Below are 14136 nucleotides of genomic sequence, written 5' to 3'. Positions count from 1 at the left end.
CGTGCGGGGCCCACCCGGGCCTCGCTTTCGCTGAGGACTATCGCGATGCAACACAAAGTCATCCTGGTGCTGCTGGACGGCCTCAACTACGAGGTCGCCCGCCACGCCCTGGGCCATCTGCAGGCCTACTGCGCCGCCGGCCGAGCCGCCCTGTACAAGCTCGAATGCGAGCTGCCGGCCCTGTCGCGCCCGCTCTATGAATGCATCCTCACCGGTGTGGCACCGATCGACAGCGGCGTGGTGCACAACGACGTGGTGCGCCTCTCCAACCAACGCAGCATCTTCCACTACGCCCGTGACGCCGGCCTCTCGACCGCCGCCGCGGCCTACCACTGGATGAGCGAGCTGTACAACCGCGCGCCCTTCGTCGCCGCCCGTGATCGCCACACCAGTGACGCGGCCCTGCCGATCCAGAACGGCCATTTCTATTACGCCGACCATTACCCGGATTCGCACCTGTTCGCCGATGCCGAGAGCCTGCGCCTCAAATACGCGCCGGATTTCCTGCTGGTGCACCCGATGAACATCGACGATGCCGGCCACGGTTACGGCCTGGATTCGTCGCAGTACCGCAACGCCGCGCGCCGCGCCGACGTAATCCTCGCCGACTACCTGCAGGGCTGGCTGGATGCCGGCTATCAGGTGCTGGTGACCGCCGACCACGGCATGAACAACGACCGCTCGCACAACGGCCTACTGGCCGAGGAGCGCGAGGTACCGTTGCTGGTCCTGGGCGAGGCCTTCAGCCTCGACGCCAGCGCCCGCCCGCGGCAGACCGAACTGTGCGGCACCGTCTGCGCTCTGCTCGGCGCCGCCCACGACAAACCCCTGTGCAAGGAACTGCTCAAGTGATGTCCGCGCTTCGCGGCAAGTGGTTGGCCCTGCTGTGCCTGCTGCCGTTCGCCGTGTTCTTCTTCGCCTTCCAGATCGCCCCGCTGCTGTGGGTGGCGGTGAATAGCCTGGTGGTCGGCGACAGCTGGGGGCTGGGCAATTTCCAGAAGATCTTCGCCTCCAAGTTCTACCTGCAGGCGATCAAGCACAGCCTGCAGATCGCCTTCTGGTCGAGCTTGTTCGGCATCGCCATCGCCATCCTCGGCAGTTACTCGCTGCGCCAGGTGGACTCGAAGCTGCGTGATTTCGTCATGGCCTTCTCCAACATGACCAGCAACTTCGCCGGCGTGCCCCTGGCCTTCGCCTTCATCATCCTGCTCGGCTTCAACGGCGCGCTGACCCTGATGCTCAAGCAGGCCGGGCTGATCGAGGACTTCAACCTCTACTCCAAGACCGGCCTGATCGTGCTCTACACCTACTTCCAGATCCCGCTGGGTGTGCTGCTGCTCTACCCGGCCTTCGACGCCCTGCGCCAGGACTGGCGCGAGTCGGCCCAGCTGCTCGGCGCCAGCACCTGGGACTTCTGGCGGCACATCGGCTTGCCGGTGCTGACCCCGGCACTGCTCGGCACCTTCGTCATCCTGCTGGCCAACGCCCTCGGCGCCTACGCCACCGTGTACTACCTGACCACCGGCAACTTCAACGTGATGCCGATCCGCATCGCCGGCCTGGTGGCCGGCGACATCAGCCTCGACCCCAACCTGGCCAGCGCCCTGGCGATGGTGCTGGTCGGCCTGATGGCGCTGATCACCGTGGTGCACCAGTGGCTGCTGCGCAGGAGCTATCACGATGCGCGCTGAAGCCAAGTCCGTCGCCCTCTACCACCGCGTGGTGGTCTGGCTGCTGTTTCTGATCCTGCTGCTGCCGCTGGCGGCCACCCTGCTCTACTCGCTGTCCACCAGCTGGTCGGCGACCATCCTGCCGGACGGCCTGACCTTCAAGTGGTACCTGGCGCTGTGGAGCGACAGCCGCTTCCTCGCCGCCTTCGGCCAGTCGCTGCTGGTGTGCTTCGGTGCGCTGCTGCTGGCGGTGCTGCTGATTCTGCCGCTGCTGTTCGTGGTGCACTACCACTTCCCCAAGCTGGACGGGCTGATGAACATCCTGATCCTGCTGCCCTTCGCCGTGCCGCCGGTGGTGTCCTCGGTGGGCCTGCTGCAGGTCTATGGCTCCGGGCCGCTGGCGATGGTCGGCACGCCGTGGATTCTGATCGGCTGCTACTTCACCGTGGCCCTGCCATTCATGTACCGCGCCATCACCAACAACCTGCAGGCGATCAACCTGCGTGACCTGATGGACGCCGCCCACCTGCTCGGCGCCAGCACCTGGAAGGCCGCCTTCCTGGTGGTGCTGCCCAACCTGCGCAACGGCCTGATGGTCTCGCTGTTTCTCTCCTTCAGCTTCCTGTTCGGCGAGTTCGTGTTCGCCAACCTGCTGGTGGGCACCCGCTACGAGACGCTGCAGGTGTATCTGAACAACATGCGCAACAGCAGCGGCCACTTCAACAGCGCGCTGGTGATCTCCTACTTCTTCTTCGTACTGGTCTTCACCTGGGCGGCCACCCGCCTGAACAAGGACAAGGCATGAGCTTTCTCAGCATTCGCAATCTGCACAAGAGCTACGGCACCACCCCGATCTTCAGCGATATCCAGTGCGAGATCGGCCAGGGCGAGTTCGTCACCCTGCTCGGCCCCTCCGGCTGCGGCAAGTCCACCCTGCTGCGCTGCATCGCCGGACTCACCGAGGTGGATGGCGGGCAGATCCTCCTCGACGGTCAGGACCTGGTGCCGCTGTCGCCGCAAAAGCGCGGCATCGGCATGGTGTTCCAGAGCTACGCGCTGTTCCCCAACATGACGGTGCAGCAGAACGTCGCCTTCGGTCTGCGCATGCAGAAGGTCGGCAAGGACGAGAGTGCCCAGCGCGTCGACGAAGTGCTGCGCCTGGTGGAGCTGAACGACTACGCCGCGCGCTACCCGCACCAGCTCTCCGGCGGCCAGTGCCAGCGCGTGGCCCTGGCCCGTTCGCTGGTCACCCGCCCACGCCTGCTGCTGCTCGACGAGCCGCTGTCGGCGCTGGACGCACGCATCCGCAAGCACCTGCGTGAACAGATCCGCACCATCCAGCAGGAGCTGGGGCTGACCACCATCTTCGTCACCCACGACCAGGAAGAGGCGCTGACCATGAGCGACCGCATCTTCCTGATGAACGCCGGCAAGATCGTGCAGAGCGGTGACGCCGAGTCCCTCTACACCGCGCCAGTGGACGCCTTCGCCGCCGGCTTTATCGGCAACTACAACCTGCTCGACGCCGACACCGCCAGCCGCCTACTACTGCGCCCGGTGAGCAGCCGCATCGCCATCCGCCCCGAGGCCATCCGCCTGGAAGACAGCGGCGCCATCGCCGCCGAAGTGCTCGGCCACAGCCTGCTCGGCAACGTCATCCGCTACCGGGTACAGGCCAACGGCGTGGAGCTGCTGGTGGACGTGCTCAACCGCAGCGAGGGCGCGCTGATCGGCAAGGGCCAGTGCATCGGCCTGTCCATCGACGCCAACGCAATCCGGGAGGTGGCCTGATGGCCCTGGCAATTTTCGACCTCGACGAGACCCTGATCCACGGCGACTGCGCCTCGCTCTGGGCCCAGCACATGGCCGATATCCAGTGGGTCGACCGCGACTCCTTCGTGCCGCGCGAGCAGGAGCTGATGACCCTGTACTCCCAGGGCAAGCTGGCGATGGAGGACTACATGACCTTCACCCTGGCACCGCTGGTGGGGCGCACGCCGGAGGAAGTCGAGTTCGTCGTCGGACCCTTCGTCGAGGACGTGATCGAGCCAATCATCTTCAGCGACGCCATGCGCTGCCTGGCCGCCCACCGCGCCGCCGGCGACCGCCTGCTGGTGATCTCGGCCTCGGCGCATTTCCTGGTCAGCGCCATCGCCGAGCGTCTGGGCATAGAGGAAGTGCTGGCCATCGACTGCGAGCAGCAGCACGGCTGCTACAGCGGCAACACCGTCGGCGTGCTGACCTACCGCGAGGGCAAGGTCACCCGCCTGCAGGCCTGGCTGGAAGCGGAGGGTGAAACCCTGGAGGGCGCGCACTTCTACTCGGACTCGCGCAACGACCTGCCGCTGCTGCAGCAGGTGCCACACGCCCACGCGGTCAACCCGGACCCGACCCTGCGCGCCCATGCCGAGCAGGCCGGCTGGGAAATCCTCGCCTGGAAGTAGCCCTAGCTCAGGCTCTCGTCGAGCAGCAACACCAGCTTGCCAGCCACCTGGTTGCTGGCCAGCGCGGCGAAGGCCGCCTCGGCATCCTTGCGGGCGAAGCTGCGCTCCAGCTGCGGCTTCAGCCGGCCCTCGGCGAACAGCGGCCAGACATGCAGTTGCAGGTCGGCCATCAGCTCGGCCTTGAACTGCTCGTCGCGGTTACGCAGGGTCGAGCCGGTCAGCTGGATGCGCTTGCCGAGCAGCAACGCCATGTCCAGCTGCGCCTTGGTGCCGCCCATCAGACCGATATTCACCCAGCGCCCATCGCGCGCCAGCAGCTGCAGGTTGAGCTCGGCGTAGCTGGCGCCCACCGGGTCGAGAATCACGTCGAACGGGCCGAGGTCGCGCAGGCTCTCCAGCGCCTCGCCGCGAATCGCGCCGCCCTGGGCGCCCAAGCCCTCGCAGTAGGCCAGGCGCTCGGCCGAACCGACGCTGACCCAGCACGGATTGCCGAAGGCCTTGCACAGCTGGATCGCCGCCGAACCCACGCCGCTGGCGCCGGCATGCAGCAACACCTTCTCGCCGGGCTTGAGCGCGGCCAGCTGGAACAGGTTGAGCCAGGCAGTGGCGTACACCTCCGGCAGCGCCGCGGCCTCGGCCAGGGACAAGCCTTCCGGCACCGGCAGCACATGACGCGCGTCCACCACCACTTCCTCGGCCATGCCACCGCCGGCCAGCAGCGCGCAGACCCGCTCGCCGACCTGCCATTGACTGCCGGGACCGACTTCGGCGATCACCCCGGAACACTCCAGGCCGAGGATATCGCTGGCCCCCGGCGGTGGCGGGTAATGGCCGGCACGCTGCAGCAGATCGGCGCGATTGAGCCCCGCCGCGGCCACACGAATACGGACCTGGCCCACATCGCAGACCGGAGAGGCGCGTTCGGCCCATTCCAACTGCCCTTCGACGCCTTGCAATGCCTTCATGCTGCCTCCATAGTGAGTGAGACCCCGGCATAGACAGCACGCGGCTTTGCGCCTGATGCCGGGCTTTTGCATTTTGCCGCCGGGATAGATGGAACCCGGCGCTCTACCAGACGGCCTAATATGCGTTATCACCTGCCTTCGCGTCGAACCAACATGCAGCGTTTCCTCCCCGCAACAGCCCTGGCCTTGCTTCTCGGTCTGCACGCCCTGCCCGCCGCCGCCAAGGCCGCCGCGGAGAACTGGGCCTACCTGCAGCCGGACCGCGAGCAGGTGATCGCCAGCCTCAACGTGGTCGAGCTGCTCAAGCGCCATCACTACAACAAGCCGCCGCTCAACGACGAGCGCTCGGCGAAGATCTACGACGGCTACCTGAAGATGCTCGACCCCGCGCGCAGCTACTTCACCGCCGCCGATATCGCCCAGTTCGACCGCTGGCAGGCCAAGTTCGACGACCTGCTCAAGAGCGGCGACCTGGAACCCGGCTTCATCATCTACCGCACCTACCTGCAGCGCGCCGAGGAACGCCTCGACCATGCCCAGGCCCTGCTCGAAGCCGGCGTCGACAAGTTCGACTTCAGCGTCGACGAGAGTCTGCTGGTGGACCGCGAGAAGGCGCCCTGGGCCAAGGACAAGGCGGAGCTGGACGACCTCTGGCGCAAGCGTGTGAAGGACGAGGTCCTGCGCCTGAAGATCGCCGGCAAGGAACCCAAGGACATCCAGGAGCTGCTGCTCAAGCGCTACAAGAACCAGCGCAAGCGCCTCGAACAGACCCGCGGCGAAGACGTGTTCCAGGCCTACATCAACGCCTTCGCGCAGACCTACGACCCGCACACCAACTACCTCTCCCCGGATAACGCGGAGAACTTCGACATCAACATGAGCCTGTCGCTGGAAGGCATCGGCGCCGTGCTGCAGACCGACAACGAATACGTCAAGGTCGTGCGTCTGGTACCGGCCGGCCCGGCCGAGAAGAGCAAGCAGATCGTCCCGGCCGACAAGATCGTCGGCGTCGCCCAGGGCGACAAGGAAATGGTCGACGTGATCGGCTGGCGCCTGGACGAGGTGGTCAAGCTGATCCGCGGGCCCAAGGGCTCCAAGGTGCGCCTGGAAGTGATCCCGGCCAGCAACGCACCGAGCGACCAGACCAGCAAGGTGGTCACCATCGTCCGCGAGGCGGTCAAGCTGGAAGAACAGGCCGCACAGAAGTCGGTGCTCAAGCTGCAGCACGAGGGTCGCGAGTACAAGCTCGGGGTGATCAAGGTTCCGGCCTTCTACCTCGACTTCAAGGCCTACCGCGCCCAGGACCCCAACTACAAGAGCACCACCCGCGACGTGAAGCGTCTGCTGGGCGAGCTGAAGAAGGACAAGGTCGACGGCGTGGTCATCGACCTGCGCGACAACGGCGGCGGCTCCCTGCAGGAAGCCACCGAGCTGACCGGCCTGTTCATCGACCAGGGCCCGACCGTGCTGGTGCGCAACAGCGACGGCCGCGTGGACGTGCTGGCCGACGAGGAGCCGGGCGTGTTCTACGACGGCCCACTGGCCGTGCTGGTGGATCGTCTCTCGGCCTCTGCCTCGGAGATCTTCGCCGGTGCCATGCAGGACTACCACCGCGCACTGATCCTCGGCGGGCAGACCTTCGGCAAGGGCACGGTACAGACCATCCAGCCGCTCAACCATGGCGAGTTGAAGCTGACCCTGGCCAAGTTCTACCGCGTCTCCGGGCAGAGCACCCAGCACCAGGGCGTGCTGCCGGACATTGCCTACCCGGATATCGTCGACACCCAGGAGATCGGCGAGAGCGCCCTGCCCGAGGCCATGCCGTGGGACAGCATCAACCCGGCGCTGAAACCGGACAGCAACCCCTACAAGCCGTTCCTCGCCGAGCTGAAGTCGCGTCACGAATCGCGCACCGCGGACAACCCGGACTTCGTCTTCACCCGCGAGCGCCTGGCGCTGGCGCAGAAGCTGATGGCCGAGACCAGCGTCAGCCTCAACGAGCAGGCGCGCCGCTCCCAGCACGCCGACATCGAGTCCAAGCAGTTGGCGCTGGAAAATACCAAGCGCAAGGCCAAGGGCGAGGAATTGCTCAAGGAGATCAAGGCAGAGGACGAGGACGCCGCGCCGGTCGAACCCGAGAAGACCAAGCCGGAAGACGACGCCTACCTGACCGAGAGCGGGCACATCCTGCTCGACTACCTCGGCCTGGAGGCCACCCTGGCCAAGCACTGACCCGGGCGTAATCAAACAGTCATCGTTCTGTCGTGAAATAAGGGGCCGGTAGCGATACCGGCCCTTTTCTTTTCCGGCAGACCGAGACACCTCCATGACCGTCACCGAGCAGTTGAGCGCGCTGGAATCCATCCTCGCTCACGGCGACCTTCACAGCCTGTTCCAGCCCATCGTCAGCCTATCCGAGCGGCGCATCCTCGGCTACGAGGCACTGACCCGCGGCCCCTCCAACAGCTCGCTGCACGCACCCCTGGCGCTGTTCAGCGTGGCGCGCAATGTCGGGCGCCTGAGCGAGCTGGAGCTGCTGGCACGCAAGAGCGCCTGCCGCCGCTTCCGCGATCAGCAGCTGGGCGGCAAGCTATTCCTCAACGTCTCCCCGGAGTCGTTGCTGGAGCCCAGCCACCAGCCGGGGCGCACCCTCAAGCTGCTGCAGGACTTCGGCATCCCCCCGGACCAGGTGGTGATCGAGCTCACCGAGCAGGCGCCGATCGACGACTTCCAGCTCCTCGATACCGCCCTGCACCACTACCGTGCCATGGGCTTCTCCATCGCCCTGGATGATCTCGGCGCCGGCTATTCCAGCCTGCGCCTGTGGTCCGAGCTGCGCCCGGACTACGTGAAGATCGACCGCCACTTCATCGACGGCATCCACCAGGACGCGGTGAAGCGCGAGTTCGTCGATTCGATCCTGAAGATGGCCAAGGCCTCTCGCGCCCAGGTGATCGCCGAGGGTATCGAGCTGGTGGAAGAGCTGGCGACCCTGATCGAGATGGGCGTCGACCTGGTCCAGGGCTATCTGCTGTGCCGGCCCCAGGAGCAGCCGCCACGCGATGCGCAGAAGCTGTTGCCGCGCCTGGAAAGCGTGGCGCCATCCCTGGGTGAAGACAGCGGAGACCTCTCCGCCCTGCTCAACGAACAACCCGCGGTGGCCCAGGACACCGCCATCGCCGTGGTGCTGGAGGCCTTCCGCGCCCAGGCCAATCTCAACTCGCTGGCGGTGCTGGACAGCCAGGGCCAGCCGGTCGGCATCGTCCATCGCCACTCGCTGTCCGATGCGCTGCTCAAGCCCTTCGCCACCGACCTGTTCGCGCGCAAACCGATCAGCCGCCTGATGAGTACGGACTTCCTCGCCGTGGACGTCGGCCAGTCGCTGCAGCAGGTCAGCCGCCTGCTCACCAGCCGCGCGCGGCAACGCATGGAAGAGGACTTCATCATCACCCAGCAGGGTCGTTACCGCGGCCTGGGCCGGGTGATCGACGTGCTCAAGCTGATCACCGAGCTGAAGATCCAGCAGGCCCGCCACGCCAACCCGCTGACCCTGCTGCCGGGCAACGTGCCGATCCAGCAGTGCCTCGGCCGCCTGCTGCAGCAAGGCCGCGAGGCGGTGGTGTGCTATGTGGATATCGACAGCTTCAAGCCGTTCAACGACCTGTACGGCTACGCCCGCGGCGACGAAATATTGCTGTGCCTGGCGCAATGTCTGAACGAACGGGTCGACCCCAGCCGCGACTTCGTCGGCCATATCGGTGGCGATGACTTTCTGCTGGTACTCGGCCCGGGCAACTGGCGCGAGCGGCTCAACCAGCTGCTGGAGGATTTCCAGGCCCAGTGTCGACGTTTCTACCGTGAGGAACACCTGCAGGCCGGCTGCTTCGTCAGCCACAACCGCCAGGGCAAGCGCGAGGAATTCCCTCTGCTGTCACTGTCGATCGGCGTGGTGCATCTGCATCCGCAGAGCTGCCCGCAGCTGGATGCCAGCCAGTTGGCCGGTTTGGCCTCGGAGGCCAAGCGCCACGCCAAGGCGGTGCCGGGCTACAGCCTGCACATCCTCGATACGCTCAGCCTCTCGGCCTGAAGCCCAGCTCCTCGGAGCGCCGGGCATAGCGCTCGGCCTGCAGCGCATCCGCCGTCAGACCGGGACCACCATCGCGATAGAGCTGGGACAGGCGCTGCGCCGCCAGCGGATGAGCGAGCGCCGCGGCTCGCTCCCACCAGCGCGCCGCCTCGGCCGCATCCGGGGCCTGGCGGCTGTCGCCGGTGAGGTATTGCACACCGAGCTGATAGGCCGCCTTGCCATCACCGCCCTCGGCGGCCAGACGCAGCAGCCGCAGGCCCTCCTCGCGCGCACCGAAGCCCTGACCGCGAAACAGCAGCAGATGTCCGTAGAAGCTTTGCGCCGGCGTATCACCGAGCGCGGCCATGCGCGCGAACTGGCCCTGCATCCAGCCCCAGGCGCGCGGCTGTTGCATCAGCCAGCGCCAGTGGAACAGGCGCCGCGCCACCCAGTAGCCCAGGCGCGCGCGCAGGCGCCAGAGCATCAGGGCTCCTCGGGGTAGCTGAACTCGAAGACCCGCGCCACTTCCGCCGCATGCCAGGAGGCGGCGGCGATGCCGTCGGAGGGACCGGAGAAACGCCCGAGACGGTTCACGCATTCGAAGAAGCCGGTACGCGGCAGGCGACTGGCGCCCTGGCTGATCACCAGTGCGCTGCGCAGGGGCCGCTCGGCGCGGGCATCGAGGGCGGCCAGGTGCTCCAGGGCGGCGGTCAGGGTCTGCATGGCCGGCGTCGGCAGCTGCAGGCGCTCGACCAGCGCACGGTAGGTCAGCAGATGGCGCTGGCGACGCGCATCTTCCAGTTCGCCGAGCAAGGCCTGCCAATGTTGCCGATGGATACGCACACTCAAGACGACTGCTCCCAGTCGCTCACACCCAGCACCCGCCCCAGCGAGCGCAGGATGGCGCCATCCGGCGCACGCTCACCGGTCTCGAACAGATTCAGATAATGCGGGCTGATGCCTACCGCACGCGCCAGGTCGGCCTGGGACATGCCCTTGGCCTCGCGCAGGCTGGCCAACTGATCGAGCCCGGAACCGGTGGTCGCCGGCGCGACGCTGGCGATGGATGCGGAGGCCTGACCGGCGGCCTTGAGCAGGGCTTGGTATTCGGCCCAAGGCAGCACGGCGTACTCCGCCTCGCCGTCGCGCGTGATCACTTGCACACTCATACAACTCTCCGTGGACCGCAGTGCCGAAACGCTCGGCACCTCCCTTCAGGCGCTCATGTTAACCGCCCGGATGCCCCAAGAGCGTGACCTATACTGACCCAGCAGACAAGAGTCGGCGCCCTTGGCGCAGCGCGAATGCTGGGCAAGTCGCATGCAGTTCACAGCGACAGGCGATCGCGATAGATGCGCGGATTCGAGCAGAGGAATGTGGCTCGCACATGGATGTGGGCAGGATGAGCGCCCGATAGCGCGAACGGCATTGCGCCGCCACGCACATTAATCGTCTGGCAGTTACTCGGGGCGCCCTTCGTCCAGCGCCGGCAACGCCTCGACCCGCCGCAGCACCTCGGGCGCCTGTGCATCGCGCCAGACACGGTAGGCCTGCAGCTCCGCTTCCCAGGTACGCAGCACCCAGGCCAGCACCGCCAGATCATCCAGCAGGCCGACGCCCAGCAGCCAGTCCGGCACCATGTCCAGCGGCATCAGGAAGTACATCAGCGCCGCGACCACGGCCACCAGCGCCTGGCTGCCGATGGCGCGGTACTCGCCACGCCACCAGGCCGCACACAGGCCCTGCAGCAACTTCAGATCGCCGCGCAGGCGGGCGAAACGCGCGCCGCCCTCGCCCTTGCGGGTCACCGCCAGCAGCAACGCCGGTAGCCGGCCACGGGCCAGCACGCGCTGCGCCAACCTGAGGTAACGCATGGAATTGAACGGGGGATTCATGACCAACCTCCGCGATGACGCATGCCTGCTGGGCTCTGCCTGGTTATCCACCGAAGCTGTGGATAACCCTGTGAACAGTTGTTTGATGACTCGATCAAACGCCCGTACCACGCGGCCTCTCCACAGATCGGGTGTTTTTTGCTCACGAACAAAAAACAATATAAATCAGCTAGTTACGATACGAGCATTGCTCATGAAAGGCGTAACGGGCCTGGCAAGCCTGGTAACCGGCGCAATGTGCATAACCGTAACACCACAAGCGGCGTTACCTTCGTTCAGACCGACGGGTCGCCTGCCGGTTCGGCAAAAGAAAACGCCCCGGCAAGCGGGGCGTTCTGTGCAACCGAGGACTGTTACTGGGCAGCGCCAGGAGCAGCCTGGTCCTTGATGGCCAGCAGTTCCAGCTCGAATACCAATACCGAGTTGGCCGGAATGGCCGGGCTCGGGCTTTGCGGGCCGTAGGCCAGCTCACTGGGGATGTACAGCTTGTACTTCTCGCCGACGTGCATCAGCTGCAGGCCTTCGACCCAACCCGGGATCACGCCGGCAACCGGCAGATCGATGGGGCTGCCACGCTCGACGGAGCTGTCGAACACGCTGCCGTCGGTCAGCTTGCCCTCGTAGTGCACGGTGACCACGTCGGTCGGCTTCGGCTGAGCGCCATCGGCCTTCTTGATCACTTCGTACTGCAGGCCGGAGGCGGTGGTGACCACGCCTTCCTTCTTGCCGTTCTCCTCAAGGAATTTCTTGCCGGCCTGGGCCGATTCCTCGTTGAGTTTGGTCATGCGCTCTTCGGCACGCTTCTGCAGGAAGGCGAAGGCCTCGGCCAGCTCCTCATCCTTGAGCTTCTGCTCTTTCTTGCCGATGGCGTCTTCGATGCCCATGGCCACGGCCTTGGAATCCAGATCGGACAGGCCTTCCTGGGACAGGCTCTTGCCCATGTTCAGGCCGATGCCGTAGGAAGCCTTCTGCGCCGGGGTCTTGAGTTCCACTTCGCTGGTCTGCGCATCGCAGCCGGCCAGTACCAGGCCGACCAGGGCAACCGCCGCCGCTAGACGATGTTGTTTCATGCTTGTTCCTTGTTGTAGCCGCAGGGGCCGGAGAGAGACGCGAGCTTAGCAGCCTGCGGCAAGCACTGGCTACGGCACTGTAGGAGCCGCAGAAAGCGGATAAGTTCAGCCACCCCGGCCTTGTCGGGCACGCGCTGCGCGCTGGATGGAAAATCGCGGGCAAAAAAAAACGACCTTTCGGTCGTTTCTTCCAGTCTTGGTCTTCAGTCTAACCAAGGCTTATATATGGCGCAGCGGACGGGACTCGAACCCGCGACCCCCGGCGTGACAGGCCGGTATTCTAACCGACTGAACTACCGCTGCGCGTAACTGCGAGATGGTGGGTGATGACGGGATCGAACCGCCGACCCTCTGCTTGTAAGGCAGATGCTCTCCCGGCTGAGCTAATCACCCTTCACTCTCGAAGTGGGGCGCATTCTAGAGAGCGACCCTGACCTTGGCAAGCTCTTTTTTAAAAAAAATCTGCAATTGTTCCAAAGGCTTAGCGATGGGTTGGCCAATCCGCCCCGGCGGAGAATAATGCGCGCTTTGCGTAATTGGAGAGTCAACCCCCATGTGGTTCCGCAACCTGCTCGTTTATCGCCTGACCCAGGACGTGCCCTTCGACGCCGAGGCCCTGGAAGCGGCGCTAGCCGCCAAGGCCGCGCGCCCCTGCGCCAGCCAGGAGCTGACCACCTACGGTTTCATGGCGCCGTTCGGCAAGGGTGGCGATGCGCCGCTGGTGCACGTCAGCGGTGACTTCCTGCTGATTTCCGCGCGCAAGGAAGAACGCATCCTGCCCGGCAGCGTGGTGCGCGATGCGCTGAAGGACAAGGTCGACGAAATCGAGGCGCAGCAGATGCGCAAGGTCTACAAGAAGGAGCGCGACCAGCTCAAGGACGAGATCGTCATGAGCTTCCTGCCGCGCGCCTTCATCCGTCGCTCCAGCACCTTCGCCGCCATCGCGCCGAAGCTCGGCCTGATCCTGGTCGACAGCGCCAGCGCGAAGAAGGCCGAAGACCTGCTGTCCACCCTGCGCGAAGCCATCGGCTCGCTGCCGGTGCGTCCGCTGAGCGTGAAGATGGCACCGACCGCCACCCTCACCGACTGGGTCAAGACCCAGGCCGCCGCGCCGGACTTCTTCGTCCTCGACGAGTGCGAGCTGCGCGACACCAGCGAGGATGGCGGCGTGGTGCGCTGCAAGCGACAGGACCTGACCAGCGAGGAAATCCAGCTGCACCTGTCTTCGGGCAAGCTGGTCACCCAGCTGTCCCTGGCCTGGCAGGACAAGCTGTCCTTCGTGCTGGACGACAAGCTGGCGGTCAAGCGCCTGCGTTTCGAGGACCTGCTGCAGGACCAGGCCGCCCAGGATGGTGGCGAAGATGCACTGGGTCAGCTGGATGCCAGCTTCACCCTGATGATGCTGACCTTCGCCGATTTCCTGCCGGCGCTGTTCGAGGCGCTCGGCGGCGAAGAGATTCCGGAAGGCATCTGACCCGCCGGACAACTTCCGCAACAACTGCACAGGGTCCGCCCGTCCTTCCGGACTTGCCCTGTGCAGTCCACTGTGCAGAATAGCGAACAACGCGGGGACGACCTCGCGACTCCTTTCGAGTGATCATCCGGGACGGCCCGTCGCCTTTTCAGCAGTACGGAGCTATCGCCATGTCCTGGATCATTCTGTTGTTCGCCGGTCTGTTCGAGGTGTGCTGGGCCATCGGCCTCAAGTACACCGACGGCTTCACCCGCCCCCTCCCCACCGTGCTTACCGTTGGCGCCATGATCGTCAGTCTGGCCCTGCTCGGCCTGGCCATGAAGGAGCTGCCGCTGGGCACCGCCTATGCGATCTGGACCGGCGTCGGCGCCGTCGGCACGGTGATCGCTGGCATCGTCCTGTTCGGCGAATCCATGGCACTGATGCGCCTGGGCAGCGTGGCGCTGATCGTCATCGGCCTGGTCGGCCTCAAGCTCAGCCACTGAGTTCGCCGCCATGAAAAAACGGCAGGACAGCCGTTTTTCACAGCGAAGCTGCCCGAAGGCTGGCGCA

At 65.6% G+C, this 14136-nt stretch carries 15 protein-coding genes and 2 tRNA genes; 9 read left to right on the top strand and 8 right to left on the bottom strand.

The features are described 5' to 3' along the window. Positions 1 to 45: 45 nt before the first annotated feature. From FFS62_RS03615 to FFS62_RS03595, 5 genes are read left to right on the top strand one after another with little or no spacing between them, the layout of a single operon-like run. Positions 46 to 852, top strand: coding sequence for an alkaline phosphatase family protein (locus FFS62_RS03615; protein WP_137971435.1), 807 nt, complete (start codon positions 46 to 48; stop codon positions 850 to 852). Continuing rightward, positions 852 to 1691, top strand: a complete 840-nt coding sequence (locus tag FFS62_RS03610; RefSeq protein WP_137971434.1) for an ABC transporter permease subunit — start codon at positions 852 to 854, stop codon at positions 1689 to 1691. Before FFS62_RS03615 ends, FFS62_RS03610 begins: the two co-directional genes overlap by 1 nt. After that, the gene (locus FFS62_RS03605; protein WP_137971433.1) at positions 1681 to 2475 is read left to right on the top strand and encodes an ABC transporter permease; all 795 of its coding nucleotides are present in this window, start codon (positions 1681 to 1683) and stop codon (positions 2473 to 2475) included. The genes FFS62_RS03610 and FFS62_RS03605 overlap by 11 nt, the downstream gene beginning before the upstream one ends. After that, the gene (locus FFS62_RS03600) at positions 2472 to 3461 is read left to right on the top strand and encodes an ABC transporter ATP-binding protein (RefSeq protein ID WP_137971432.1); all 990 of its coding nucleotides are present in this window, start codon (positions 2472 to 2474) and stop codon (positions 3459 to 3461) included. The genes FFS62_RS03605 and FFS62_RS03600 overlap by 4 nt, the downstream gene beginning before the upstream one ends. Then, positions 3461 to 4114: an HAD family phosphatase gene (locus FFS62_RS03595; protein WP_137971431.1), complete on the top strand. Its 654-nt coding sequence runs from the start codon at positions 3461 to 3463 to the stop codon at positions 4112 to 4114. Before FFS62_RS03600 ends, FFS62_RS03595 begins: the two co-directional genes overlap by 1 nt. Positions 4115 to 4116: 2 nt before the next feature. Here FFS62_RS03595 and FFS62_RS03590 read toward each other — a convergent pair whose 3' ends face one another. Further along, positions 4117 to 5079: an NAD(P)H-quinone oxidoreductase gene (locus FFS62_RS03590; RefSeq protein WP_137971430.1), complete on the bottom strand. Its 963-nt coding sequence runs from the start codon at positions 5077 to 5079 to the stop codon at positions 4117 to 4119. Between the two features lie 153 nt (positions 5080 to 5232). On the opposite strand from FFS62_RS03590, the gene FFS62_RS03585 reads away from it, so the two are divergent. Beyond that, positions 5233 to 7311 carry a carboxy terminal-processing peptidase gene (locus FFS62_RS03585; RefSeq protein ID WP_137971429.1) on the top strand — a complete coding sequence of 693 codons (2079 nt, stop codon included), beginning with the start codon at positions 5233 to 5235 and terminating at the stop codon, positions 7309 to 7311. Positions 7312 to 7405: 94 nt separating this feature from the next. Beyond that, on the top strand, positions 7406 to 9166 hold the full coding sequence (locus FFS62_RS03580; RefSeq protein ID WP_137971428.1) for a bifunctional diguanylate cyclase/phosphodiesterase: 1761 nt from the start codon (positions 7406 to 7408) through the stop codon (positions 9164 to 9166). Here FFS62_RS03580 and FFS62_RS03575 read toward each other — a convergent pair. From FFS62_RS03575 to FFS62_RS03545, 7 genes are all read right to left on the bottom strand, one after another. Then, positions 9150 to 9629 carry an SEL1-like repeat protein gene (locus FFS62_RS03575; protein ID WP_171016257.1) on the bottom strand — a complete coding sequence of 160 codons (480 nt, stop codon included), beginning with the start codon at positions 9627 to 9629 and terminating at the stop codon, positions 9150 to 9152. The genes FFS62_RS03580 and FFS62_RS03575 overlap by 17 nt on opposite strands. Continuing rightward, entirely contained in the window at positions 9629 to 9994 is a 366-nt protein-coding gene (locus tag FFS62_RS03570) for a hypothetical protein (RefSeq protein WP_137971427.1), read from the bottom strand. The genes FFS62_RS03575 and FFS62_RS03570 overlap by 1 nt, the downstream gene beginning before the upstream one ends. Then, positions 9991 to 10314 carry a helix-turn-helix transcriptional regulator gene (locus FFS62_RS03565; RefSeq protein ID WP_137971426.1) on the bottom strand — a complete coding sequence of 108 codons (324 nt, stop codon included), beginning with the start codon at positions 10312 to 10314 and terminating at the stop codon, positions 9991 to 9993. Before FFS62_RS03565 ends, FFS62_RS03570 begins: the two co-directional genes overlap by 4 nt. A gap of 291 nt (positions 10315 to 10605) precedes the next feature. Then, positions 10606 to 11040, bottom strand: a complete 435-nt coding sequence (locus FFS62_RS03560; protein WP_137971425.1) for a YkvA family protein — start codon at positions 11038 to 11040, stop codon at positions 10606 to 10608. Positions 11041 to 11393: 353 nt separating this feature from the next. Beyond that, positions 11394 to 12110, bottom strand: a complete 717-nt coding sequence (locus FFS62_RS03555) for an FKBP-type peptidyl-prolyl cis-trans isomerase (RefSeq protein WP_137971424.1) — start codon at positions 12108 to 12110, stop codon at positions 11394 to 11396. A 226-nt stretch (positions 12111 to 12336) separates the two neighbouring features. Then, a tRNA-Asp gene (locus tag FFS62_RS03550) sits at positions 12337 to 12413 on the bottom strand. 14 nt (positions 12414 to 12427) lie between these two features. Further along, a tRNA-Val gene (locus FFS62_RS03545) sits at positions 12428 to 12503 on the bottom strand. A 160-nt stretch (positions 12504 to 12663) separates the two neighbouring features. On the opposite strand from FFS62_RS03545, the gene rdgC reads away from it, so the two are divergent. Together rdgC and sugE are read left to right on the top strand one after the other, a co-directional pair. Continuing rightward, the gene (rdgC, locus tag FFS62_RS03540) at positions 12664 to 13584 is read left to right on the top strand and encodes a recombination-associated protein RdgC (RefSeq protein WP_137971423.1); all 921 of its coding nucleotides are present in this window, start codon (positions 12664 to 12666) and stop codon (positions 13582 to 13584) included. A 170-nt stretch (positions 13585 to 13754) separates the two neighbouring features. Further along, the gene (sugE, locus tag FFS62_RS03535) at positions 13755 to 14069 is read left to right on the top strand and encodes a quaternary ammonium compound efflux SMR transporter SugE (protein WP_137971422.1); all 315 of its coding nucleotides are present in this window, start codon (positions 13755 to 13757) and stop codon (positions 14067 to 14069) included. The last annotated feature ends 67 nt before the right edge of the window (positions 14070 to 14136 follow it).

Origin of the sequence: Pseudomonas sp. F(2018) (genome assembly GCF_005508865.1) — a bacterium.
Taxonomy (GTDB): domain Bacteria; phylum Pseudomonadota; class Gammaproteobacteria; order Pseudomonadales; family Pseudomonadaceae; genus Aquipseudomonas.
The sequence above is the reverse complement of the archived record's forward strand: the minus strand, read 5'-3'. Positions and strand labels throughout refer to the sequence as shown.

What these genes read in the sequence shown, in the direction of transcription:
- FFS62_RS03615 (WP_137971435.1), top strand. Translation starts at nt 46, where the DNA reads ATGCAACACAAAGTCATCCTGGTGCTGCTGGACGGCCTCAACTACGAG.
- FFS62_RS03610 (WP_137971434.1), top strand. Translation starts at nt 852, where the DNA reads ATGTCCGCGCTTCGCGGCAAGTGGTTGGCCCTGCTGTGCCTGCTGCCG.
- FFS62_RS03605 (WP_137971433.1), top strand. Translation starts at nt 1,681, where the DNA reads ATGCGCGCTGAAGCCAAGTCCGTCGCCCTCTACCACCGCGTGGTGGTC.
- FFS62_RS03600 (WP_137971432.1), top strand. Translation starts at nt 2,472, where the DNA reads ATGAGCTTTCTCAGCATTCGCAATCTGCACAAGAGCTACGGCACCACC.
- FFS62_RS03595 (WP_137971431.1), top strand. Translation starts at nt 3,461, where the DNA reads ATGGCCCTGGCAATTTTCGACCTCGACGAGACCCTGATCCACGGCGAC.
- FFS62_RS03590 (WP_137971430.1), bottom strand. Translation starts at nt 5,079, where the DNA reads ATGAAGGCATTGCAAGGCGTCGAAGGGCAGTTGGAATGGGCCGAACGC.
- FFS62_RS03585 (WP_137971429.1), top strand. Translation starts at nt 5,233, where the DNA reads ATGCAGCGTTTCCTCCCCGCAACAGCCCTGGCCTTGCTTCTCGGTCTG.
- FFS62_RS03580 (WP_137971428.1), top strand. Translation starts at nt 7,406, where the DNA reads ATGACCGTCACCGAGCAGTTGAGCGCGCTGGAATCCATCCTCGCTCAC.
- FFS62_RS03575 (WP_171016257.1), bottom strand. Translation starts at nt 9,629, where the DNA reads ATGCTCTGGCGCCTGCGCGCGCGCCTGGGCTACTGGGTGGCGCGGCGC.
- FFS62_RS03565 (WP_137971426.1), bottom strand. Translation starts at nt 10,314, where the DNA reads ATGAGTGTGCAAGTGATCACGCGCGACGGCGAGGCGGAGTACGCCGTG.
- FFS62_RS03560 (WP_137971425.1), bottom strand. Translation starts at nt 11,040, where the DNA reads ATGAATCCCCCGTTCAATTCCATGCGTTACCTCAGGTTGGCGCAGCGC.
- FFS62_RS03555 (WP_137971424.1), bottom strand. Translation starts at nt 12,110, where the DNA reads ATGAAACAACATCGTCTAGCGGCGGCGGTTGCCCTGGTCGGCCTGGTA.
- rdgC (WP_137971423.1), top strand. Translation starts at nt 12,664, where the DNA reads ATGTGGTTCCGCAACCTGCTCGTTTATCGCCTGACCCAGGACGTGCCC.
- sugE (WP_137971422.1), top strand. Translation starts at nt 13,755, where the DNA reads ATGTCCTGGATCATTCTGTTGTTCGCCGGTCTGTTCGAGGTGTGCTGG.